This is a genomic window from Streptomyces sp. NPDC057424, assembly GCF_042803315.1.
Classification (GTDB): Bacteria; Actinomycetota; Actinomycetes; order Streptomycetales; family Streptomycetaceae; genus Streptomyces.
The window spans coordinates 179,091-201,989 of sequence record NZ_JBHVCP010000007.1 but is presented as its reverse complement, the minus strand read 5'-3'; the positions used below and the strand labels follow the sequence as shown (position 1 = coordinate 201,989).

Sequence of the window (22,899 nt, the reverse complement as noted above, 5' to 3'; positions counted from 1 at the left end):
CGCCCACCTGGCGGGCGGCACGACCACGCACAGCTCCTCCGGCGCCCCGCACACACCAGCCCCGCAAGCTAGGCGGGGCGCCGGACGGAACCCCCAACTCTTCTGCACTACCTTCCGCCGGGTCAGGCGGCGAAGGAGATGATTCACGTGTCCGCTACGCCCGTGCTGGCGTTGCGCGGGGTCTCCAAGCGATTCGGTGCCGTCCAGGCGCTCACCGACGTAGAGCTTGAGGTCCATGCCGGTGAAGTGGTCGCCCTGGTCGGCGACAACGGCGCCGGAAAGTCCACGCTGGTCAAGACGATCGCCGGCGTGCACCCCATCGATGACGGCGTCATCGAGTGGGAGGGCAAGGCCGTATCGATCAACAAGCCGCACGACGCCCAGAATCTGGGCATCGCGACCGTCTACCAGGACCTCGCGCTGTGCGACAACATCGACGTCGTCGGCAACCTGTTCCTGGGCCGGGAACTGCGCCGCCGCGGCGTCCTCGACGAGGTGGAGATGGAGCGCCGCTCGCGCGAGCTGCTCGACACGCTGTCGATCCGCATCCCCAGCGTCCGCATCCCGATCGCCTCGCTCTCCGGCGGTCAGCGCCAGACCGTGGCCATCGCCCGCTCCATGCTCGGCGAGCCGAAGCTGGTCATCCTCGACGAGCCGACCGCGGCGCTCGGCGTGGAGCAGACCGCACAGGTCCTCGACCTGGTCGAGCGGCTCCGTGAGCGCGGCCACGCCGTGGTGCTCATCAGCCACAACATGGCCGACGTGAAGGCGGTCGCGGACAAGGTCGCCGTGCTGCGCCTCGGGCGCAACAACGGTGTCTTCGAGGTCAAGTCGACCTCACAGGAAGAGATCATCTCCGCCATCACCGGTGCCACGGAGAACGCCGTGACCCGCCGTGCGGCGCGCACCAACGGGGAGGCTCAGAAGTGAGCATCGACAAGACCTCCACGCCCACGGACGAGCACATCGTGGAGAACCCCGAGGCCGCCGCCGGTTCCGACACCGCCGTCGACCCCCGGCTGCTCGTCCGGGAGCAGGGCTTCGCCGGCTACCTCAACGAGTTCAAGCGGAAGATCCGCGGCGGTGACCTGGGTTCGATCCCGGTCGTCGTCGGCCTCGTCGTCATCTGCGTCACGTTCCAGAGCCTGAACTCGGCGTTCCTGTCCGCGAAGAACCTCAACGACATCTCCGTCGCCATGGTCGCGACCGGCATGATGTCCATCGGCATCATCTTCGTGCTGCTGCTCGGGGAGATCGACCTGTCGGTCGGCTCGGTCAGCGGTGTCTCCGGTGCCGTCTTCGCCGTCCTCTCCATCACCCACGGCGTCAACGAATGGCTCGCCCTGCTGATCGCCGTCGTCGGCGGCGCGGCGATCGGCGCCCTGCACGGCTTCTTCTTCGCGAGAATCGGGGCACCGGCCTTCGCGGTCACCCTCGCGGGGCTGTTGTTCTGGAACGGCTTCATGCTCCAGATGCTGGGCCAGAACGGCACCATCAACATCGACAGCGAGGGCGTGGTCGGGCAGCTGACCACGTACTACTTCTCCGACGTCGCCGCCGCGTACGGCCTGGCGACGCTCGCCGTCGCGGGCTACTTCGTCTCCGCGTTCCTCGACAGCCGCCGGCGGGAGGCCGCCGGGGTCCCGTCCCGGCCGCTGAGCGACATTCTGCTGCGTACCGGTCTGCTGGCCGTCGTCGCCTTCGCCGCCGCGGTCATGTTCAACCAGTACAAGGGCCTGCCCCTGGCTCTGCTGCTGTTCCTCGTCGTCCTGGTCGCCATGGACTTCCTGGTGCGCCGTACCCCGTACGGCCGCAAGGTGTTCGCGCTCGGCGGCAGCGTCGAGGCGTCCCGCCGCGCGGGCATCAACGTCGTCGCGGTCCGTGTCTCGGTGTTCGCCCTCGCGGGCCTGTTCGCCGCGGTCGGCGGCCTGTTCTGGGCCTCCAAGATCGCGGCCGCCAACCAGAGCGCCGGGGCCGGCGACCTGCTGATGAACGTCATCGCGGCGGCCGTCATCGGCGGCACCAGCCTCTTCGGCGGCCGCGGCCGCATCTGGAACGCCCTGCTCGGTGTCATGGTGATCACCTCGATCCAGTACGGCCTGGCCCTCCAGGGCACCGGAGCGCCGGTCCAGTACATGATCACCGGTGGCGTGCTGCTGGCGACCGTGGTCATCGACTCGGTCACCCGCAAGACGCAGCGGACGGCCGGTCGCGCGTAACAACGCCGACGGACGTCCCGGAAGCTGTGCCCGGCACCCCTGGGGGTGCCGGGCACAGCCGTGTCGTAGAGCGGGCCGTAGCTGGGTACGGCAGATCGGGTGACGTACGACGCACCGCCCGGACACCTTCCACCGCGGCGGAACATTAGACTCGACAAGCCCGGCAACAGCTCTACTGCAAGGAGGCACGGGTGCCGCTGCTGACCCGTATCAGGGGACCGCGCGATCTGGACCGGCTCAACCCGGAGGAGCTGAACCAGCTGGCGGAGGAGATCCGTAGCTTCCTTGTCGAAGCGGTCTCCAAGACCGGCGGTCACCTCGGCCCCAACCTCGGCGTGGTGGAGCTCACCATCGCCCTGCACCGGGTCTTCGACTCGCCGAAGGACAAGGTGCTCTGGGACACCGGCCACCAGTCCTACGTGCACAAGCTGCTCACCGGCCGCCAGGACTTCTCGAAGCTGAAGATGAAGGGCGGCCTGTCCGGCTACCCCTCGCAGTCCGAGTCCGAGCACGACGTCATCGAGAACTCGCACGCCTCGACGGTCCTCGGCTGGGCCGACGGCATCGCCAAGGCCAACCAGATCCTGGAGCGCGACGACCACGTCGTGGCCGTGATCGGTGACGGCGCGCTGACCGGAGGCATGGCCTGGGAGGCGCTGAACAACATCGCCGACGCCAAGGACCGCCCGCTCGTCATCGTCGTCAACGACAACGAGCGGTCCTACGCGCCGACCATCGGCGGCCTCGCCAACCACCTGGCGACCCTGCGCACCACCGACGGCTACGAGCGGTTCCTCGCCCGCACCAAGGAGGTCCTGGAGCGCACCCCCGTCGTCGGGCGGCCGCTCTACGACACCCTGCACGGCGCCAAGAAGGGGCTGAAGGACTTCATCGCCCCGCAGGGCATGTTCGAGGACCTCGGCCTGAAGTACGTCGGGCCGATCGACGGGCACGACCTGGAGGCCCTGGAGTCCGCGCTCGCCAAGGCCAAGCGGTTCGGCGGGCCGGTCATCGTGCACTGCCTCACCGAGAAGGGCCGCGGCTACCAGCCCGCCCTCCAGGACGAGGCGGACCGCTTCCACGCCGTCGGCAAGATCCACCCCGACACGGGCCTGCCGATCGCCAGCTCCGGCGCCGACTGGACCTCCGTCTTCGGCGAGGAGATGGTCAGGCTCGGCGAGGAGCGCGAGGACATCGTCGCCATCACGGCCGCCATGCTCCAGCCCGTGGGCCTGGACAAGTTCGCCAAGCGCTTCCCCAAGCGGGTCTACGACGTCGGCATCGCCGAGCAGCACGGCGCCGTCTCCGCGGCCGGCCTGGCCACGGGCGGTGTGCACCCGGTGTTCGCCGTGTACGCCACCTTCCTCAACCGCGCCTTCGACCAGGTACTGATGGACGTGGCCCTGCACAAGTGCGGCGTCACCTTCGTGCTCGACCGGGCCGGTGTCACCGGCACCGACGGGGCCTCCCACAACGGCATGTGGGACATGTCGATCCTGCAGGTCGTGCCCGGCCTGCGGCTGGCCGCGCCGCGCGACGCCGACCAGGTGCGCGCCCAGCTGCGCGAGGCCGTCGCCGTCGACGACGCGCCGACCGTGGTCCGCTTCTCCAAGGGCGCCGTCGGCCCCGCCGTGCCGGCCGTGCGCCGGGTCGGCGGCATGGACGTGCTGCGCGAGCCCGGTACCGACCGGCCGGACGTCCTGCTGGTCTCGGTCGGCGCCCTCGCGCCGATGTGCCTGGAGATCGCCGGTCTGCTCGACAGGCAGGGCATCTCCACGACCGTCGTCGACCCGCGCTGGGTCAAGCCCGTCGACGAGGCCATGGCCCCGCTCGCCGAGCAGCACCGCGTGGTCGTCACCGTCGAGGACAACAGCCGGGTCGGCGGCGTCGGCTCGGCGATCGCGCAGGCGCTGCGCGACGCGGGTGTCGACGTGCCGCTGCGGGACTTCGGCATCCCGCCCCGTTTCCTCGACCACGCCTCGCGCGCCGAGGTCCTCGCCGAGATCGGCCTCACCGCGCCGGACATCGCCCGGCAGGTGACCGGGCTGGTCGCCAAGCTGGACGGCCGGTACGAGCGGTCCACCGCGGACGCCGTGGACTCGGTGGAGCCCGCGCGCGACTGACACTGCTGAAGGGGCCGGTTTCACCACCGCGAAGGGTGGTGAAACCGGCCCATTGGCGTGAATTCTTCCCCGCCTGGGCATACGCACGCTGCCCCCTCTCGATCATGTCGAGGACGACAAGCGTGGGAGGTACCCCGTGAGCAGTACCCTCTTCCGGACGAAGAAGGTCGAGCAGTCCATCCTCGACACCGAGGAGCCAGAACACGCGCTCAGGAAGTCCTTGTCCGCGCTGGATCTGACCGTCTTCGGCGTCGGTGTGATCATCGGTACCGGCATCTTCGTACTCACCGGCACTGTCGCCAAGGACAACGCCGGGCCCGCGACGGCTCTGGCGTTCGTCGCGGCCGGCATCGCGTGCGCCCTGGCCGCCCTCTGTTACGCCGAGTTCGCGTCCACGGTCCCGGTCGCCGGGTCCGCCTACACGTTCTCGTACGCCTCCCTCGGTGAACTGCCCGCCTGGATCATCGGCTGGGACCTGGTCCTGGAGTTCGCACTCGGTACGGCGGTGGTGGCCGTCGGCTGGTCCGGCTACATCCAGTCGCTCATGGACAACGCGGGCTGGGCCATGCCGACGGCCCTCGGCAGTCGCGAGGGCGCCGACGCCTTCGGCTTCGACGTCCTCGCCGCCGCGCTCGTCCTCGTCCTGACCGGCATCCTCGTGGTCGGCATGAAGCTGTCCGCGCGGATCACTTCGATCGTCGTCGCCATCAAGGTGACGGTCGTCCTCGTCGTGATCATCGCGGGCGCGTTCCTCATCAACGCTGACAACTACGACCCGTTCATCCCCAAGGAGAAGCCTGTCGAGGCCGGGGCCAGTCTCGACTCCCCGCTGATCCAGCTCATGTTCGGCTGGGCGCCCTCCAACTTCGGCGTGATGGGCATCTTCACCGCCGCCTCGGTCGTGTTCTTCGCCTTCATCGGCTTCGACGTCGTGGCCACGGCCGCGGAGGAGACCAAGAACCCGCAGCGCGACATGCCGCGCGGCATCCTCGGCTCCCTCGTGATCTGCACGGCGCTGTACGTCCTCGTCTCGATCGTCGTCACCGGCATGCAGCACTACAGCGAGCTGTCCGTCGACGCCCCGCTCGCCGACGCGTTCAAGGCCACCGGGCATCCGTGGTTCGCGGGCTTCATCAGCTTCGGCGCCGCGGTCGGCCTGACGACGGTCTGCATGATCCTGCTCCTCGGGCAGACCCGGGTGTTCTTCGCGATGAGCCGTGACGGGCTGCTGCCGCGGTTCTTCTCGCGCGTCCACCCGCGGTTCAGGACGCCGCACCGGCCGACCATCCTGCTCGGCGTGATCATCGCGGTCCTCGCCGGGTTCACGCCGCTGACGGAACTCGCCGCGCTGGTGAACATCGGCACCCTGTTCGCCTTCGTGGTCGTCGCCATCGGCGTGATCATCCTCCGCAGGACCCGCCCCGACCTGCCCCGGGCCTTCCGCACGCCGTGGGTGCCGGCCCTCCCGATCCTGTCGATCTGCGCCTCCCTCTGGCTGATGATCAACCTCCCCGCCGAGACGTGGGTCCGCTTCGCCATCTGGATGGCCGCCGGCTTCGTCGTCTATTTCCTCTACGGCCGCACCCACAGCCGCCTCGCGCGCGGCGAAGCGGGCGAGGAACAGCCGAGCGTGGGTGGCGGTGGCGGCACGCCGTAGGCGTCTGCCGCTCGCCGGGCGGCTGCGCCTGCTCGCCGGGTGCCGGGGCCACGGCGGTGGCGTCCGTCCTCGGAGACGGCGCGAGGGGGTTGCGTACCGGCGCACCGCCCGTCGAGTCGCCCACCGCTGCGGGCGGGCCCCCGGCACGGCCCCTTTGCGTCATCCGGCGGCTGTGGGGCCGCTGAGCCGCGGGCACTCGTGCTGCCGAGGGCGGCACGGGCGTGGGGTCCCGCCGCTCGGGCGGAGCCGAGAGCCTGGGCGAGGCACCCCGCTCCGCCGGGGTCGGCGGACCCACCCCGGCCGCGGTGCGACGCCGAGCCCTGAGGGGCCCTCACCATGCCCGCCCGGGTCGCGCGGCCTGGCACCGCGCCTCGCCGCGTTGCCGAGAAGCCCTGGTGGCTCCTCGCCCGAGCTCTCGCCTTCGCTCGAGCAGGGGGCACCCCCATCGAGGGCTCTCCGGCGCCTTGCGATGCACGGCACCAGACCACGCGACCTGATCGGACGCTCATGGTGAAAGGACCCCTAAGGGCGAACCGTCCGTGGCCCCGCCACTTCCGCCCCCAGCTCCCCGACCCGCCTCCGCAGCTCCCGGTCCGCCGTGATCACCAGGACGGAACGGTCACCGGCCGACGCGACCACCTCGACGATGTGATCGTCTCCATTGCCCGGAGCCGGGGACACCCGCACCCCCGGCACGGACTCCACCCCCCGCGCCGCCCCCTCGACCACCAGGACGATCTCCACCGGCCCGGACACAGCGGGAACCCCTTCCGACGCCAGCCGGTCCCGCAGCCGTTCCGCCGCACCGCGACGGTCCCGCCACCACCCGTCCGGCACCGACCCGACGACATTCGCGGCGTCGACGACGACGAGGACAGGCGCGTGGGCGTTCATGTGGCCAGGGTCGCACGGCAGATGGGCCCGGGGCAGGGGAGGGCGGGCGCGCCGGGCCCTGTCGGCCGCATAAAGTGAACTGGTGAACGGCGACTGGCTCATCCGCGGCCGCGACGGCCGCCTCACCGTCTACCTGCCCTCCGGCGAAGCCGTCCTGTGCCGTGCGGAACGCGGCCCCGCCGGCCCCTGGGAGGACGCTCCGCGCACCGTCGGCGGCAGCCAGAAGCTGCACCCGGGCGCGGCGGTCGGCCAGGGCGCCGACGGGTACGGTCACCTGGCCGCCTGGCGGCCCACCGTGCCGGGCGAGTCGGGGCTCGTGCACTCCACGCACTTCCGGCCCGGACTCGCGCCCCTGGACTGGGTCCCTATCGGGCACCCGGACCAGAAGGGCGACCGGACGGGCCCGCCGGCCGTCGCCGTCGACGGCGCGGGGCGCGGCTATGTCTTCGTCCGGAACAAGGGTGGCGGGGTGAGCCTGCGCAACCAGAAGGTCAAGGGCGGCTGGGGCGGCTGGCTGGACCTCGAAGGGCACGACGTCGAGGGGGAGTTGGCCGCCGTCACGGGGGAGTCGGGACTCGTGGAGCTGTATGCCTGCGTGCCCGGCGGGATCCTGCACTGGCAGCAGGAGGGGGACGGGAAGAAGCCGGTGCGGACCGAGGGCGTCGACGCCCCCGTCCGTCCGGGGACCCTGCGCGCGCTCGCCACGTCCACCGAACACACCACCCTCTTCTTCACCGACAGGTCGGGGGACCTGTGCGCCTGGCGCCCCGGTGAGAAGCCGGTGACCCTCCTGACGTCCGCCGGTCCCGGCCCGGTCTCCGCCGTACGGTGTGAGATCGAGGGGCACGACTGCACCGTGCTCGCACAGCGGTCGGCGAGCGGTCGTGTCGCCTTCGCCGCGTATCCGAGCGAGCAGGAGCCGGCCGGTGCCTGGTGGACCGAGTCCGGGCCCCGGCTGCCCGCCGACGCCATGGTCTCGGTGGCGCTCGACGAGCACGGGGAGGTCGTTGCGGCCTCCCTGTCACCCTCGACCGGGACCGTGCTGCTCACCCGGCGCAAGGACGAGCCGGGGCTCGCGCTGGAGGCCTGGCGGGAGATCTGACCCCACCAGAAGCGGAACCGCCCTCTTCATCTCGAGGCTCTTGTTCGTGGTCTGGTAGACCCGGTCGTTCGTCCGGCTCCTCGCCCCGGACGAGGTCGCCCCGCTTGTAAGCGGTGATCTTCTCCTCCGGCTTGCAGCTGGTCATCTCCGCGTCGAAGGAGCGGTCGTCGGACTGCTTCCGCTTCTTGTGGTCGGTGCGGAAGAGCTGGAGATCGATGCCCTTGCTGTTGGCGCCGGGCTCCAGGCTGCCCGCGGCGACCGTGAACCGGGCCTCCAGGTAGTGGTCGGCGGTGTCGGTGGGCTTGTCCATCGCGACGATCCGCTCCGCCACGTTCGAGCAGCCGAAGACGACGTTGACGCAGTTGAAGCGTACGAGGAGGGCCCGCGGCGCCGTCGGCCGTGAACCAGTGGGGGGCGGGTGCACGGATTGTTACCGTACGCCCCGCCCCCCTCCGGGGTGACGCGTTACGCCGGGACGCTCGCCACGCCCTGCGCCAGGAACCTCTTGCCGTTCACGCGCTCGGAGACACCCTCGCGGTCCAGGTACGGCGTGATGCCGCCCAGGTGGAACGGCCAGCCGGCGCCCGTGATGAGGCACAGGTCGATGTCCTGCGCCTCGGCGACGACGCCCTCGTCGAGCATGATGCCGATCTCCTGCGCCACCGCGTCGAGCACGCGGTCGCGGACCTGCTCCTCCGTCAGGACGGTGTCGCCCTGCTTCAGCAGCGCGGCGACCTCGGGGTCGAGCTCGGGCTTGCCGCTGTCGTAGACGTAGAAGCCGCGCTTGCCCGCCTCGACGACCGCCTTGAGGTTCGGGGAGACCGTGAAGCGGTCCGGGAACGCCCGGTTGAGCGTCTCGGAGACGTGCAGGCCGATCGCCGGGCCGACCAGCTCCAGCAGGACCAGCGGCGACATCGGCAGACCGAGCGGCTCGACGCCCTTCTCGGCGACCTCGACGGGGGTGCCCTCGTCGATGATGTTCTGGATCTCGCCCATGAAGCGGGTCAGGATGCGGTTCACGACGAACGCCGGGGCGTCCTTGGTGAGGACCGCGGTCTTCTTCAGCTTCTTGGCGACACCGAACGCCGTGGCGAGCGAGGCGTCGTCGGTCTTCTCACCGCGGACGATCTCCAGCAGCGGCAGGACGGCGACCGGGTTGAAGAAGTGGAAGCCGACGACCCGCTCGGGGTGCTTCAGCTTCGACGCCATCTCCGACACCGACAGCGAGGAGGTGTTGGTGGCGAGGATCGCGTGCGCCGGGGCGACCGCCTCGACCTCCGCGAACACCTGCTGCTTGACGCCGATCTCCTCGAACACGGCCTCGATGATGAAGTCCGCGTCCGCGAAGCCCTCGGCCTTGTCCAGCACACCGGACACCAGCGCCTTGAGGCGGTTGGCCTTGTCCTGGTTGACACGGCCCTTGCCGAGCAGCTTGTCGATCTCGGCGTGGACGTAGCCCACACCCTTGTCGACGCGCTCCTGGTCGATGTCGGTCAGCACGACCGGCACCTCCAGGCGGCGCAGGAACAGCAGCGCGAGCTGGCTGGCCATCAGACCGGCGCCGACGACACCGACCTTGGTGACCGGACGGGCCAGGGACTTGTCCGGGGCACCGGCCGGGCGCTTGCCGCGCTTCTGCACCAGGTTGAAGGCGTAGATGCCGGAGCGCAGTTCGCCGCCCATGATGAGGTCGGCGAGGGCCTTGTCCTCGGCGTCGTAGCCCTGCTGGAGGTCGCCGTTCTTGGCGGCGGCGATGATGTCCAGGGCGCGGTAGGCGGCCGGGGCGGCGCCGTGCACCTTGGAGTCGGCGATGAAACGGCCCTTGGCGACGGCCTGGTCCCAGGCCTCGCCGCGGTCGATCACCGGGCGCTCGATCTCGATCTCGCCCTTGAGGACGGTCGCGGTCCAGATCAGCGACTGCTCCAGGAAGTCCGCGCCCTCGAAGATCGCGTCGGCGATCCCGAGCTCGTAGACCTGCTTGCCCTTGAGCTGCTTGTTCTGGTTGAGGCTGTTCTCGATGATCACCGAGACGGCCTTCTCGGGGCCGATCAGGTTCGGCAGCAGGGCGCAGCCGCCCCAGCCCGGGACCAGACCGAGGAAGACCTCGGGCAGCGAGAACGCCGGGAGGGCCGCGGACACGGTCCGGTAGGTGCAGTGCAGACCGACCTCGACACCGCCGCCCATCGCGGCGCCGTTGTAGTACGCGAAGGTCGGGACCGCCAGCTTGGACAGCCGCTTGAAGACCTCGTGGCCGCCCTTGCCGATGGCGAGAGCGTGCTCGTACTCCTTGAGGATCTCCACGCCCTTGAGGTCGGCGCCGACCGCGAAGATGAACGGCTTGCCGGTGAGGCCGACGCCGACGATCTCGCCGTCCGCGGCCTCCTTCTCGACCTGGTCGATCGCGGCGTTGAGGTTCGCCAGCGAGGCCGGGCCGAAGGTGGTCGGCTTGGTGTGGTCGTGGCCGTTGTCCAGGGTGATCAGGGCGAAGCGCCCGGCACCCAGCGGCAGGTCGAAGTGGCGTACGTGCGCACTCGTGACGACCTCGTCCGGGAACAGCTCGGAAGCCTGCTTCAGAAGCTCGGCGGTGGTGCTCACTTGTCCCCCTCGAAGTGCGGGTTCTCCCAGATGACCGTCGCGCCCATGCCGAAGCCGACGCACATGGTCGTCAGGCCGTAGCGGACGTGCGGCTGCTCCTCGAACTGGCGGGCCAGCTGCGTCATGAGGCGGACGCCGGAGGAGGCGAGCGGGTGGCCGAAGGCGATGGCGCCACCGTACTGGTTGACGCGCTCGTCGTCGTCGGCGATGCCGTAGTGGTCGAGGAAGGCCAGGACCTGGACGGCGAAGGCCTCGTTGATCTCGAACAGGCCGATGTCGGAGATCGACAGGCCCGCCTGGGCCAGCGCCTTCTCCGTCGCCGGGATCGGGCCGTAGCCCATGACCTCTGGCTCGACACCCGCGAAGGAGTAGGAGACCAGGCGCATCTTCACGGGGAGGTCGTGCTCCCGCGCGAAGTCCTCGGAGGCGATGAGCGAGGCGGTGGCGCCGTCGTTCAGACCGGCCGCGTTGCCGGCGGTGACCCGGCCGTGCACACGGAACGGGGTCTTCAGCCCGGAGAGGTTCTCCAGGGTCGTGCCCGGACGCATCGGCTCGTCGGCGGTGACCAGGCCCCAGCCCGTCTCGCCGGCCTCGGGGGAGGTGCGGCGTACCGAGATCGGCACCAGGTCGGCCTGGATCTTGCCGTTGGCGTACGCCTTGGCGGCCTTCTCCTGGGAGCGCACGGCGTACTCGTCGGCACGCTGCTTGGTGATCTGTGGGTAGCGGTCGTGCAGGTTCTCCGCGGTCATGCCCATGAACAGGGCCGACTCGTCGACCAGCTTCTCGCTGACGAACCGCGGGTTCGGGTCGACGCCCTCGCCCATGGGGTGGCGGCCCATGTGCTCGACACCGCCGGCGATCGCGGCGTCGTAGGCGCCGAAGGCCACGGAACCGGCCACCGCGGTGACGGCGGTCAGGGCGCCGGCGCACATGCGGTCGATGGAGTAGCCCGGGACGGACTGCGGGAGGCCGGCGAGGATCCCCGCGGTGCGGCCGATGGTGAGTCCCTGGTCACCGATCTGCGTGGTCGCGGCGATGGCGACCTCGTCGATCTTCTTGGGGTCGAGTCCGGGGTTGCGGCGCAGCAGCTCCCGGATCGCCTTCACGACGAGGTCGTCGGCACGGGTCTCGTGGTAGATGCCCTTCGGGCCCGCCTTGCCGAACGGGGTGCGGACGCCGTCGACGAAGACGACGTCCCTGACGGTACGAGGCACGATGGCTCTCCTCCAGGGTCAGGATCTGCATTGCTGCTGCGATGCGCTGAGCGCGCGCTCAGGCCCCATGCTACTTATGAGTAACGTAGCTGCACAGTCCTGACGGGGGGAGCGGCGAACGTCACACCTTCGGGGGTGCTGTGGACCCTCTCGGCGTCAGGACGGGCGTGGGCACGGGGTGGGATCCGGCCGCCTCCTCACCACCCGTGATCACCGAGAGCAGCGTCCGGGCCACCTCCGCCCCGAACCCGTGCACGTCATGACTCATCGCCGACAGGGTCGGGTGCGTCAGCCGGCACAGCTGTGAGTCGTCCCAGGCCAGCAGCGACACGTCCTCCGGCACCCGAAGGCCCATCTCCGCCGCCACCGACAGCCCCGCCACCGCCATGATGTCGTTGTCGTACACGATCGCGGTCGGCCGGTCCGGCGACGAGGCGGTCAGCAGCGACCGCGTCGCCCGCGCCCCCGCGTCCCCCGAGAAGTCCGTCGCGACCTGCCACGCTCCGGCCAGGGCCAGCGCTCCGGCCGCCCCGTCGAACGCCGCCGTCCGGATCGCCGTGTGCCCGAGGTCCGCCGCCCCGCCCACCCGGGCGATCCGCCGGTGCCCGAGCGCGGCCAGATACCGCACCGCCTCCGTCACGGCCGTGGCGTCGTCCGTCCACACCGACGTGAGCCCCCCGGTCAGCGAGGGGTGCCCGACCGCGACCACCGGCATCCCGAGCCGCTCCGTCATGGCCACCCGGGGATCGTCCGCGCGGAAGTCGACGAGGATCGACCCGCCGATCTGCCGCCCCCGCCACCACGCCTCCTGGACGCCCACCTCCTCGTCCATGTTCCGTACGAGCCTCAGCAGCAGCGAGCTGGACTGCTCGGCCAGCACGCTCTGCACGCCCGAGACGAACTCCATGTACCAGGGCTCGAGGCCCAGCACCCGTGCCGGCCGGCACACGGCCAGCCCCACCACGTCCACCCGCGATCCGGCCAGCGTCCGCGCCGTGAGGCTCGGCGACCAGCCCAGCTCCCGCGCGGCGAGGAAGATCCGGTCCCGGGTGGCCTCCGACAGGCCCGGCTTGTGGTTGAACGCGAGGGACACGGCACCCTTGGACACGCCGGCGCGCGCGGCGACGTCCCTGATGGTGACGCGAGGGGGCGGCGTTGCCGTCATCGGGTGGGCTCCACGCAGTACAGGGCCGAACGGGCGGTCTCCGTGTCCGGAGTCTTCCAGCCGCGCACCCCGATGGTCACCTCTTCGCCCGGCAGCAGTGTGACCAGCCCCCGGTCGGCCCGCGCCCCCGGCTCCAGCCGGTCGGCCTGGAGCAGCAGGTCCCGCACCAGGGTGCGGGCGGTCACGGTGATGCCGCCCGGGGTGAGCGCGACATCGAACTCCGGCTGAGGGTAGGAGACTTCACGGTCCGGCACCGGGAAGTGCACCCCCCGCATCCCGTCCATGTCGGCGACCAGGAACTCCTTCGGCCCGTCGGGCGTCAGCTCCCGGGGCACCTCGACGCGCGCCACGGCCCGCACCCCCGCCACCAGTTCGACATCCGCCCGCCCCAGCACCTCACCCTCGACGGACCACCGTCGCAGCGTCAGCCGGCCCCTCCATTCCTCCGCCCCCTGGTTGACGGCGGCCAGCACCAGCGCACCGTCCCGCACCCGGAGCGTCAGCAGCCGGTCCGCGTACAGCCGCTTCAGCTCGTGGTAGAGCGGCTTCTCCCGGCCGTCCCCGTCGATCGCCGCCCAGGACGTCACCGGCCAGCAGTCGTTGAGCTGCCAGACGATCGTGCCCGCGCACACCGGCCAGTGCGCACGCCAGTGCTCGATCCCGGCGGCGACCGCCCGCGCCTGGTTGAGCTGCATGAGGTAGTGCCATCGGTCGAAGTCCCCGTCCGGCACGGCGAAATGCCGCTGGAGCCCCCGCTCCAGCTTGCCGTTGCCGTCGTCGGCCTTCTGGTGGTGCAGCATGCCGGGGGAGCCCGGCGCGAGTTCCTCCCCGGGCAGCGCCCGGCGCAGCGTGGCGTACGCGGGCGGCGCCTGCCAGCCGAACTCGGCGACGAACCGGGGCACGCTCAGCCGGTAGTCCGCGTAGTCCTCCCGGTTCCACACCTCCCACGAATGGTGGGTGCCGTGCGCCGGGTCGTTGGGGTGGTGCCGCCAGGACCCGGACCAGGGACTCCCCGCGGTGTACGGCCGCGTCGGATCCAACTCGGCTACCACACGCGGCAGAACACCCAGGTAGTAGCCCTCGCCCCAGGAGTCCCCGGCCAGCCGCGGCTCCCAGCCCCAGTCCCGGAAGCCCCACAGGTTCTCGTTGTTGCCGTTCCACAGCGCCAGCGACGGATGAGGCATCAGCCGTACGACGTTCTCCCGCGCCTCGGCCTCCACCTCGCCGCGCAGCGGCTGCTCCTCCGGGTAGGCCGCGCACGCGAACGGGAAGTCCTGCCAGACCAGCATGCCGAGCTCGTCGCAGGCGTCGTAGAAGTCCTCGTTCTCGTAGATCCCGCCGCCCCAGACCCGTACGAGGTCCACGCCCGCGCCGGCTGCCTGCTCCAGCCGCTCCCGGTAGCGCTCGCGGGTGATCCGGGACGGGAAGACGTCGTCGGGGATCCAGTTGACGCCCCGTGCGAAGAGCCGCTCGCCGTTGACGACGAGGGTGAAGCCGGTGCCGTGCGCGTCGGGCCGCCGGTCCAGCTCCACGGTCCGGAAGCCGATCCGCCGCCGCCACACGTCCAGGGCGTCGTCGCCGTGCAGCAGCGTCAACTCCACCTCGTGCAGCGGCTGTTCGCCGTACCCGCGCGGCCACCACAGCTCCGCGTCCGGCACCCGCAGCCGTACGACCCCGCCCGCCCCCTCGATCTCGGCCCGAGCCCGCACTCCTGCGACGGTCGCCTCCACGGCGAGCGGTGCCTCGACCCGGGTCCGCTCGACGTCGACGGCCAGCTCGACGACGCCCGTGCCCTCCTCGACGGTGACCAGCGGGCGCACCCGGGCGATCCGGGCCGTCGACCAGTGCTCCAGGCGCACCGGCCGCCAGATTCCGGCCGTCACCAGGGTCGGTCCCCAGTCCCAGCCGAAGGAGCAGGCCATCTTGCGCAGGTACTGGTAGGGCTCGGCGTAGGCGGCGGGCCGCTCACCCACCCGGCCCCGCACGGCCTCTGCCTCGGCGTAGGCGGAGACGAACCGCACGGACAGCCGCCCGGACAGGCCCGTCACGTCGAACCGGTACGAGCGGTGCATGTTCCGCACCTTCCCCAGCAGCCGCCCGTCCAGGGAGATCTCGGCGACGGTGTCGAGCCCGTCGAAGACCAGGTCGGTCTGCTCCTGCCCCCAGGAGCCACCGATCTCCCGCTCGTACGTCCAGTCCCGGCGCCCCACCCACGCCACCTCGGTCTCGTTGCGGCCGAGGAACGGGTCCGGGATCGCCCCGGCCGCCATCAGGTCGGTGTGCACGCACCCCGGCACGGTGGCCGGCAACGTGTCCGAGTCGTGCCGCAGGATCCATCCCTCGCCGAGCGGTGTGGCCTCCAGCATGCGCGCTCCCTTAACCGGTTCAGTGAAGAGTCGTGAGACGGTTTCGCATCGTTGGCGGGATTGGGACTTTACCGGTTGAGTCCGCGCTGTCAGAGTTCCGAACCAGCCATACCGCACGTGCTCTTCCGTCCCGAGTTCCCCTCCGCGAACGGAGCTGATGCACATGAACCGCCGAACCCTTCTCGCCCTCGCCGTGGGCGCAGCCCTGCTGGCCTCCGGCTGCACCGGCACCTCGGGCTCCTCCAAGGGCGCCGACGCAGAGGCGCCCGACGATCCCTCCAAGGTCGACGGGACCATCACCGTCCTCACCCACCGGACCGACCTCGTGCAGGACGGGACGATGAAGAAGTACGCCGCGGAGTTCAACAAGACGTACCCCAAGGTGAAGGTCGAGTTCGACGGCATCACCGACTACGAGGGCGAAGTCAAGATCCGTATGAACACGGAGAACTACGGCGACGTCCTCATGATCCCCGCAGTGATCGAGAAGAAGGACTACCCCAGGTTCTTCGCCTCCCTGGGCAGTCAGGAGGAGCGGAGCAAGAAGTACCGCTTCACCGACTTCACATCCGTCGGGGGGAAGGTCTACGGCCAGAGCCCGCTCGGTGCGGTCCCGGGGTTCATCTACAACAAGAAGGTGTGGAGAGAGGCCGGGGTCACCGAGTGGCCCACGACACCGGCCGAGTTCCTCGCCGGCCTCAAGGCGGTCAAGGCGAAGACCGACGCGATCCCCTACTACACCAACTTCAAGGACAAGTGGCCGCTCAGCCAGTGGACGGGCGTCAACGGCTCGGTCAGCTGCGACGAGCAGGCCACCACCAGGCTGGCCGAGGGCAACCCCTGGGCCGAGGGCGCCGACCTGCGGGTGGCGGACACGCTGCTGTACGACATCGTGCACGAGGGGCTCATCGAGAAGGACCCGACGACCACCAACTGGGAGGCGTCCAAGCCCAAGCTGGCCAAGGGCGAGATCGCCACCATGTGGCTCGGCTCCTGGGCGGTCATCCAGATGCAGGGCGCGGCGAAGCAGGCCGGCGCCGACCCGGACGACATCGGGTTCATGCCCTTCCCCGCCCAGAAGAACGGCACGTTCTGCGCGGTGACGTCGCCCGACTACAACCAGGCCGTCAACGTCCACTCCGAGCGCAAGGGGGCAGCCCGCGCCTGGATCGACTGGTTCACCGAGAAGTCCGGCTACGCGCAGGACAACCTGGCGCTGTCCCCCATCAAGGACGCCCCGTTGCCCGGTGTCCTGAGGCCGTACGAGGAGGCGGGGGTCAAGCTCCTCGAACTCGACGACAGCAAGGGCGCCGAGGTGAAGACGATCGAGAACCAGTCCGAGGTCGGCATCAACAAGCCCGACTACCGCCAGGAACTCGTCGACATGGCCCGCGGCGCCAGGAAGGGCGACCCGGACGACTACCTGGACGGCCTCGGCCGGAAGTGGACCGAGACCCAGAAGTCGCTGGGGCACTGATGACGGGCACGACGGAGACGGCGGCCGTCAAGGCCGCCGCGGGAGCGGCCGCCGCCCCCGCCCCGCGCCCGGCACGCCTGTGGCGCGGGGCCACCCCCTGGCTCTTCCTGCTCGCCCCGCTCACTCTGCTGATCGTCTTCACCTACGCGCCGATCGCCAACATGGTCGCGTACAGCTTCACCGACTGGGACGGAGTGAGCCCCGACCTGCGCTTCACGGGAGCCGGGAACTACACCGAACTCTTCACCCGCTCCGAGTTGTTCGAGGTCTTCTGGGTCAGCGGCTACTACCTGGCGGCCTCCGTGGTCCAGATCGTGGCCGCGCTCTACTTCGCCACGATCCTCAGCTTCAACGTCCGCTTCCGGAACTTCTTCAAGGGCGTGCTGTTCTTCCCGTACCTGGTCAACGGCGTGGCGATCGGGTTCGTCTTCCTCTACTTCTTCCAGGACGGCGGCACCCTCGACTCCGTGCTGAGCCTGTTCGGCGTGGAGACGGACCGCGCCTGGCTCGGCACCCCGACGTCGGCGAACACCTCCCTCGCCGCCGTCTCGGTCTGGCGCTACCTCGGCCTGAACTTCGTCCTCTTCCTCGGCGCGATCCAGTCGATCCCCGGGGAGCTGTACGAAGCGGCCGAATTGGACGGCGCGAACCGCTGGCACCAGTTCCGCTACATCATCGCGCCGGGCATCAAGCCCGTCCTCTCCCTCACCGTGATCCTCTCGATCTCGGGCTCCCTGTCGGTCTTCGAGATCCCGTACATCATGACCGGCGGTGCGACCGGAACCGAGACGTTCGTGATCCAGACCGTGAAGCTGGCGTTCCAGTTCAACAAGACGGGGCTCGCCTCGGCCGCCGCGGTCGTGCTGCTGCTGATCGTCCTGGCGGTCACCTGGGTGCAGCGGCGCCTCGCCCCCGACGACAAGGTGGACCTCGTATGACGCGCCGCGCGGTGACCCGCGTCCTCATGTACCTGTCGCTGATCGCGGCGACCGCGGTGGTCCTGCTCCCCCTGGCCGCCGTCTTCCTGACGTCCCTCAAGTCCGAGAAGGAGATGGCGGACGGCAGCGGAGCGCTCGCGCTCCCCGGCGACCCGCTCAACGCCGACAACTACGTGACGGCGTTCCAGGACGGGCGGATGCTCTCGGCGTTCGGCAACACGGCCATCATCCTGGTCGTGGCCATCGGCGGCACGGTTCTCATCGGCTCGATGACGGCCTACGCCATCGACCGCTTCCGGTTCCGCTTCCGCAGGTCGGTCCTGGCCCTGTTCCTGGTCGCCGCGCTGGTCCCCGGAGTGACCACCCAGGTGGCCACCTTCCAGATCGTCAACAGCTTCGGCATGTTCGACAGCCTCTGGGCACCGATCGCCCTCTACATGGGCACGGACATCGTCTCGATCTACATCTTCCTGCAGTTCGTCCGCTCGATCCCGGTCTCCCTGGACGAGTCGGCCCGCATCGACGGCGCCAACGCCTTCACGGTCTACCGCAAGGTCATCTTCCCGCTGCTGAAACCGGCGATCGCGACGGTCGTGATCGTGAAGGGGATCAACGTCTACAACGACTTCTACATCCCCTTCCTCTACATGCCCTCCGAAGATCTTGGCGTGATCTCGACGTCGCTGTTCCGCTTCAAGGGCCCGTTCGGCGCGCACTGGGAAACGATCTCGGCGGGAGCGATCCTGGTCATCGTCCCCACTCTGGTCGTCTTCCTGTTCCTCCAGCGGTTCATCTACAACGGCTTCACCCGGGGGGCCACGAAGTAGCCGGCCTCAGGCCTCCTTCGCGGACAGGGCCTCCACCAGCACCGGCGTCACCTGCTCCACCTGCCACGGCCGCGCGCCATGAGCGGTCAGCGCAGCCGTCACCGACTCGGCATCCACCACCGCCGGCGGCTCCCAGCACACCCGACGCACCGTGTCCGGCGTGATCAGGTTCTCCTGCGGCATGTTCAGCTGCTCGGCCAGCGCCGACACCCCGGCCCGGGCCGCGGACAACCGCGCCGCGGCAGCGGGGTCCTTGTCGGCCCAGGCGCGCGGCGGCGGAGGCCCGGTCACCGACTGCCCCGGCTGCGGCAGCTGCGCCTCGCTCAGCTCCTTCGCCCGGTCCACCGCCGCCTGCCACTGCTCCAGCTGCCGCTTGCCCACGCGGTGGCCGAAACCGTTCAGCGCGGCCAGCGCGTGCACATTGGCCGGAAGCGCCAGCGCGGCCTCCACGATCGCCGCGTCCCCGAGCACCTTGCCCGGCGACACGTCCCGTCGCTGCGCGATCCGGTCCCGGGTCTGCCACAGCTCGCGTACGACGGCCAGCTGCCGCCTCCGGCGCACCTTGTGCATGCCGGACGTACGTCGCCACGGGTCCTTGCGGGGCTCGGGCGGGGGAGCCGAGGCGATCGCGTCGAACTCCTGGCGGGCCCACTCCAGCTTGCCCTGCCGGTCCAGCTCCTTCTCCAGCGCGTCGCGCAGGTCGACGAGCAACTCGACGTCCAGCGCCGCGTAGCGCAGCCAGGGCTCGGGCAGGGGCCGGGTCGACCAGTCGACGGCGGAGTGCCCCTTCTCCAGGACGAAGCCCAGCACGCTCTCGACCATCGCGCCGAGGCCGACCCGGGGGAACCCGGCGAGCCGTCCGGCCAGCTCCGTGTCGAACAGCCGCGTCGGCGCCATGCCTATCTCGCGCAGGCAGGGCAGGTCCTGGGTGGCGGCGTGCAGCACCCACTCGACGCCGGACAGGGCATCACCGAGGGCGGACAGGTCGGGGCAGGCCACGGGGTCGATCAGGGCCGTGCCGGCGCCTTCGCGGCGCAGCTGCACGAGGTAGGCGCGTTGCCCGTAGCGGTAGCCGGACGCGCGCTCGGCGTCCACGGCGACGGGCCCGGATCCCGCCTCGAAGGCGGCGATCACCCGGGCCAGGGCGGTCTCGTCCGCGATGACGGGCGGAATGCCCTCACGCGGCTCCAGCAGAGGGATCGGCGCCTCCGTAGCAGAAGATCCGCCGTCGTCCGGAGGAGCGCCTCCGGTGGTTCGCAGTGAGCTGTCTGCTGCGGTGTCGTGGGCGTCGGTCACATGTCAAGGGTATCCATGTATGGACAGCGCCCGTCGACGGAACGTTCCGTCGACGGGCGCCCGAGGGTCGCAAACCAGTCATGTCGGGGAAGCGGCGGGTTCGCGAACCGTGAGTGGCGTGAACGGGGCCGACGACCGGTTCCCGTTCACGTGAGTGAATGATCACGAAGGGTCACGGCGGAGCGGATCAGTGGATGATCCCGGTCCGCAGCGCCACCGCGACCATGCCCGCGCGGTCGCCCGTGCCGAGCTTGCGGGCGATGCGGGCGAGGTGGCTCTTGACGGTCAGGGCGGACAGGCCCATCGAGACGCCGATCGCCTTGTTCGACTGGCCTTCCGCGACCAGTCGCAGCACCTCGACCTCGCGGCCGGACAGTTCGCGGTAGCCGCCCGGGTGGCTCGGGGTACCCGGGGGGCGGCGGTGCAGTCGTGCGGCGGCGGCGCCGATGGGGGCGGCGCCCGGCCGGGTGGGAAGCCCGACGTTGGTACGGGTGCCGGTGACGACGTAACCCTTCACCCCGCCGGCGAGTGCGTTGCGCACGGCGCCGATGTCGTCGGCCGCGGAGAGGGCGAGCCCGTTGGGCCAGCCCGCGGCGCGGGTCTCCGACAGCAGGGTGAGGCCGGAGCCATCCGGCAGGTGGACGTCGGCGACACAGATGTCGCGGGGGTTGCCGATGCGGGGACGAGCCTCCGCGATGGACGAGGCCTCGATGACGTCGCGCACACCGAGCGCCCACAGGTGGCGGGTGACGGTGGAGCGGACGCGCGGGTCGGCCACGACCACCATGGCGGTCGGCTTGTTCGGGCGGTAGGCGACCAGGCTTGCGGGCTGCTCGAGGAGAACGGACACCAGGCCTCCTGGGGTGCGGGACGGGGCCGGCTCGTGGGGGTGAAGCCGGGACGAACCGTGCTTTCAAGGTCACAGTCGTCTTCGGCATCGAACCCGTCCGCCTTTAGAGAATGATCACGATTCAGTGATAACAATCCGTGCAATTCGGACACGCGGTCGATCATTCGAAGGTCGAACGGTTTCGGTCTGCGTCGGTACGCGGTCGAAAGTGGCCGTATCGACAAAGTGATTCGGCCAAGAGGGGGACGCAGGTGTGATCGTCGGCAGGACATGGTTGACCGCCCCGCACAAGATCGATCAGTGCGGGGCGGTCAGGGTTCGATCAGCGGGACTGCGGCCCTCGTCGCTGGGGCAGTGTCACCACGGACGCGTCGCCCGGGCCGGCCGGGGGCAGCCCGGCGATCTGGGCGAGCAGGTCGCACCAGGACGCCAGGTGGGCGGCCGTGTCCGGGACTCCGCCCAGGCCCTCGCGGGGCGTCCACGACGCACGGATCTCGATCTGCGAGGCGGCCGGGCGCGCGGACAGCCCGCCGAAGTAGTGGGAGCTCGCGCGCGTGACGGTGCCGCTCGGCTCCCCGTACGTCAGCCCCCGCGTCTGGAGCGCCCCGGTCAGCCAGGACCAGCACACCTCCGGCAGCAGCGGATCCGCCGCCATCTCCGGCTCCAGCTCCGCGCGCACCAGCGTCACCAGCCGGAACGTGCCCCGCCAGGCGTCGTGCCCGGCCGGGTCGTGCAGCACCACCAGCCGGCCGTCGGCCAGGTCCTGGTCGCCGTCGACGACCGCGGCCTTCAGCGCGTAGGAGTACGGGGCGAGCCGCTTCGGCGCCGGCGTCGGCTCGACCTCGATCTGGGGCCGCAGCCGCGCCGTCCTGAGCGCGTCGACCGCGGCCCGGAAGGGCAGCGGGGCGGAGTCCGCCTCCCGCCGGTCGTTCTCGGTGTCCTTCGCTTCGTCCATACCGCCAGCGCCGTCCGACAGTGGTCCCTGAGCCGCAGCCATGCGGGAAGGTTACGGGGACCGGAGCCCGGGTGCCGGGCTAGACACCCCCGCGCCCGTCCAGGGGCTGAACAGTGCTGTCCGGCGGCGTGCGAAACTTGGCCCCGTGAGTGCCAACGACGCCCCTCGGGCCCAGCAGCCGTCCGCCCCGTACGCATCCGCCTTCCTCAAGGCCTGCCGGCGCGAGCCCGTGCCGCACACGCCGGTGTGGTTCATGCGGCAGGCCGGGCGCTCACTGCCGGAGTACCGCAAGGTGCGCGAAGGCATCCCGATGCTCGATTCCTGCATGCGGCCCGACCTGGTCACCGAGATCACGCTCCAGCCGGTGCGCCGGCACGGCGTGGACGCGGCGATCTACTTCAGCGACATCGTCGTCCCGCTCAAGGCCATCGGCATCGACCTCGACATCAAGCCCGGCGTCGGACCGGTCGTCGAGCGCCCCATCCGCACCCGCGCGGACCTGGCGCAGCTGCGCGACCTGACCCCCGAGGACGTCTCCTACGTCACCGAGGCCATCGGCCTGCTCACCGGCGAGCTCGGCGCCACCCCGCTCATCGGCTTCGCCGGCGCCCCCTTCACCCTCGCCAGCTACCTCGTCGAGGGCGGCCCGTCCCGCACGTACGAGAACGCCAAGGCGATGATGTACGGCGACCCCGGGCTGTGGGCCGACCTGCTCGACCGCCTCGCGGACATCACCGCCGCGTTCCTGAAGGTGCAGATCGAGGCCGGCGCCTCGGCGGTCCAGCTCTTCGACTCCTGGGCCGGTGCGCTGGCCCCCGTCGACTACCGGCGCTCGGTGCTGCCCGCGTCGGCGAAGGTCTTCGAGGCCGTGGCCGGCTACGGCGTCCCGCGCATCCACTTCGGTGTCGGCACCGGCGAGCTGCTGGGCCTCATGGGCGAGGCCGGCGCGGACGTCGTCGGCGTCGACTGGCGCGTCCCGATGGACGAGGCCGCCCGCCGGGTCGGCCCCGGCAAGGCGCTCCAGGGCAACCTCGACCCGACCGTGCTGTTCGCCCCGACGGAGGCCGTCGAGGCCAAGACCCTCGAGGTCCTGGACTCGGCGAAGGACCTCGAAGGGCACATCTTCAACCTCGGTCACGGCGTCATGCCGTCCACGGACCCGGACGCGCTGACGCGGCTGGTGGAGCACGTCCACACCCGGTCGGTCCGATAGCCGGCCGG

At 70.6% G+C, this 22,899-nt stretch carries 18 protein-coding genes; 9 read left to right on the top strand and 9 right to left on the bottom strand.

The window, feature by feature from the left end:
* Positions 1-138: 138 nt before the first annotated feature.
* The 4 genes from ACFU3E_RS09545 (at position 139) to ACFU3E_RS09530 (ending at position 5,999) form a co-directional block, all read left to right on the top strand.
* Positions 139-930 carry an ATP-binding cassette domain-containing protein gene (locus ACFU3E_RS09545; RefSeq protein ID WP_384154356.1) on the top strand — a complete coding sequence of 264 codons (792 nt, stop codon included), beginning with the start codon at positions 139-141 and terminating at the stop codon, positions 928-930.
* Positions 927-2,219, top strand: a complete 1,293-nt coding sequence (locus tag ACFU3E_RS09540) for a sugar ABC transporter permease (RefSeq protein WP_384154354.1) — start codon at positions 927-929, stop codon at positions 2,217-2,219. The genes ACFU3E_RS09545 and ACFU3E_RS09540 overlap by 4 nt, the downstream gene beginning before the upstream one ends.
* Positions 2,220-2,410: 191 nt before the next feature.
* On the top strand, positions 2,411-4,342 hold the full coding sequence (dxs, locus tag ACFU3E_RS09535) for a 1-deoxy-D-xylulose-5-phosphate synthase (protein WP_384154352.1): 1,932 nt from the start codon (positions 2,411-2,413) through the stop codon (positions 4,340-4,342).
* 136 nt (positions 4,343-4,478) lie between these two features.
* Positions 4,479-5,999 (top strand): amino acid permease, encoded by a 1,521-nt coding sequence (locus ACFU3E_RS09530; RefSeq protein WP_384154350.1) that lies wholly within the window; start codon positions 4,479-4,481, stop codon positions 5,997-5,999.
* 522 nt (positions 6,000-6,521) lie between these two features.
* Here the strand turns inward: ACFU3E_RS09530 and ACFU3E_RS09525 are convergent.
* Positions 6,522-6,893 carry an NTP pyrophosphohydrolase gene (locus tag ACFU3E_RS09525; protein WP_384154348.1) on the bottom strand — a complete coding sequence of 124 codons (372 nt, stop codon included), beginning with the start codon at positions 6,891-6,893 and terminating at the stop codon, positions 6,522-6,524.
* Positions 6,894-6,975: 82 nt separating this feature from the next.
* On the opposite strand from ACFU3E_RS09525, the gene ACFU3E_RS09520 reads away from it, so the two are divergent.
* Complete coding sequence (locus tag ACFU3E_RS09520) at positions 6,976-7,995, top strand: hypothetical protein (RefSeq protein ID WP_384154346.1); 1,020 nt, start codon at positions 6,976-6,978, stop codon at positions 7,993-7,995.
* Here ACFU3E_RS09520 and ACFU3E_RS09515 read toward each other — a convergent pair.
* The 5 genes from ACFU3E_RS09515 to ACFU3E_RS09495 form a co-directional block, all read right to left on the bottom strand.
* On the bottom strand, positions 7,940-8,419 hold the full coding sequence (locus ACFU3E_RS09515) for a hypothetical protein (RefSeq protein ID WP_384154344.1): 480 nt from the start codon (positions 8,417-8,419) through the stop codon (positions 7,940-7,942). The two genes, ACFU3E_RS09520 and ACFU3E_RS09515, sit on opposite strands and share 56 nt — an antisense overlap.
* Positions 8,420-8,460: 41 nt before the next feature.
* Entirely contained in the window at positions 8,461-10,590 is a 2,130-nt protein-coding gene (locus tag ACFU3E_RS09510) for a 3-hydroxyacyl-CoA dehydrogenase NAD-binding domain-containing protein (protein WP_384154342.1), read from the bottom strand.
* Positions 10,587-11,804: a thiolase family protein gene (locus ACFU3E_RS09505; RefSeq protein WP_384154340.1), complete on the bottom strand. Its 1,218-nt coding sequence runs from the start codon at positions 11,802-11,804 to the stop codon at positions 10,587-10,589. The genes ACFU3E_RS09510 and ACFU3E_RS09505 overlap by 4 nt, the downstream gene beginning before the upstream one ends.
* Before the next feature lie 121 nt (positions 11,805-11,925).
* Positions 11,926-12,969: a LacI family DNA-binding transcriptional regulator gene (locus tag ACFU3E_RS09500; RefSeq protein WP_384154338.1), complete on the bottom strand. Its 1,044-nt coding sequence runs from the start codon at positions 12,967-12,969 to the stop codon at positions 11,926-11,928.
* Positions 12,966-15,335 carry a glycoside hydrolase family 2 protein gene (locus ACFU3E_RS09495; protein WP_384154336.1) on the bottom strand — a complete coding sequence of 790 codons (2,370 nt, stop codon included), beginning with the start codon at positions 15,333-15,335 and terminating at the stop codon, positions 12,966-12,968. Before ACFU3E_RS09495 ends, ACFU3E_RS09500 begins: the two co-directional genes overlap by 4 nt.
* Before the next feature lie 163 nt (positions 15,336-15,498).
* Between ACFU3E_RS09495 and ACFU3E_RS09490 the strand changes: the two genes are divergently transcribed.
* Genes ACFU3E_RS09490 through ACFU3E_RS09480 form a run of 3 tightly spaced genes read left to right on the top strand, consistent with a single transcriptional unit; the run spans position 15,499 to position 18,577 of the window.
* A complete protein-coding gene (locus tag ACFU3E_RS09490) occupies positions 15,499-16,812 on the top strand; it encodes an ABC transporter substrate-binding protein (RefSeq protein ID WP_384154334.1) in 1,314 nt (437 codons plus the stop codon).
* A complete protein-coding gene (locus ACFU3E_RS09485; protein ID WP_384154332.1) occupies positions 16,812-17,750 on the top strand; it encodes a carbohydrate ABC transporter permease in 939 nt (312 codons plus the stop codon). The genes ACFU3E_RS09490 and ACFU3E_RS09485 overlap by 1 nt, the downstream gene beginning before the upstream one ends.
* Complete coding sequence (locus ACFU3E_RS09480; protein WP_384154330.1) at positions 17,747-18,577, top strand: carbohydrate ABC transporter permease; 831 nt, start codon at positions 17,747-17,749, stop codon at positions 18,575-18,577. Before ACFU3E_RS09485 ends, ACFU3E_RS09480 begins: the two co-directional genes overlap by 4 nt.
* 6 nt (positions 18,578-18,583) lie before the next feature.
* Here the strand turns inward: ACFU3E_RS09480 and ACFU3E_RS09475 are convergent, their stop codons facing one another.
* The 3 genes from ACFU3E_RS09475 to ACFU3E_RS09465 all read right to left on the bottom strand — a co-directional run bounded on the left by ACFU3E_RS09475 (position 18,584) and on the right by ACFU3E_RS09465 (position 21,720).
* On the bottom strand, positions 18,584-19,873 hold the full coding sequence (locus ACFU3E_RS09475) for a ribonuclease D (protein WP_384154328.1): 1,290 nt from the start codon (positions 19,871-19,873) through the stop codon (positions 18,584-18,586).
* A 187-nt stretch (positions 19,874-20,060) separates the two neighbouring features.
* The gene (locus ACFU3E_RS09470; protein WP_279541410.1) at positions 20,061-20,723 is read right to left on the bottom strand and encodes a response regulator transcription factor; all 663 of its coding nucleotides are present in this window, start codon (positions 20,721-20,723) and stop codon (positions 20,061-20,063) included.
* 322 nt (positions 20,724-21,045) lie between these two features.
* Complete coding sequence (locus ACFU3E_RS09465) at positions 21,046-21,720, bottom strand: DUF3000 domain-containing protein (RefSeq protein ID WP_384154325.1); 675 nt, start codon at positions 21,718-21,720, stop codon at positions 21,046-21,048.
* 103 nt (positions 21,721-21,823) lie between these two features.
* On the opposite strand from ACFU3E_RS09465, the gene hemE reads away from it, so the two are divergent.
* Complete coding sequence (gene hemE / locus ACFU3E_RS09460; protein WP_384154323.1) at positions 21,824-22,891, top strand: uroporphyrinogen decarboxylase; 1,068 nt, start codon at positions 21,824-21,826, stop codon at positions 22,889-22,891.
* Positions 22,892-22,899 lie beyond the last annotated feature (8 nt).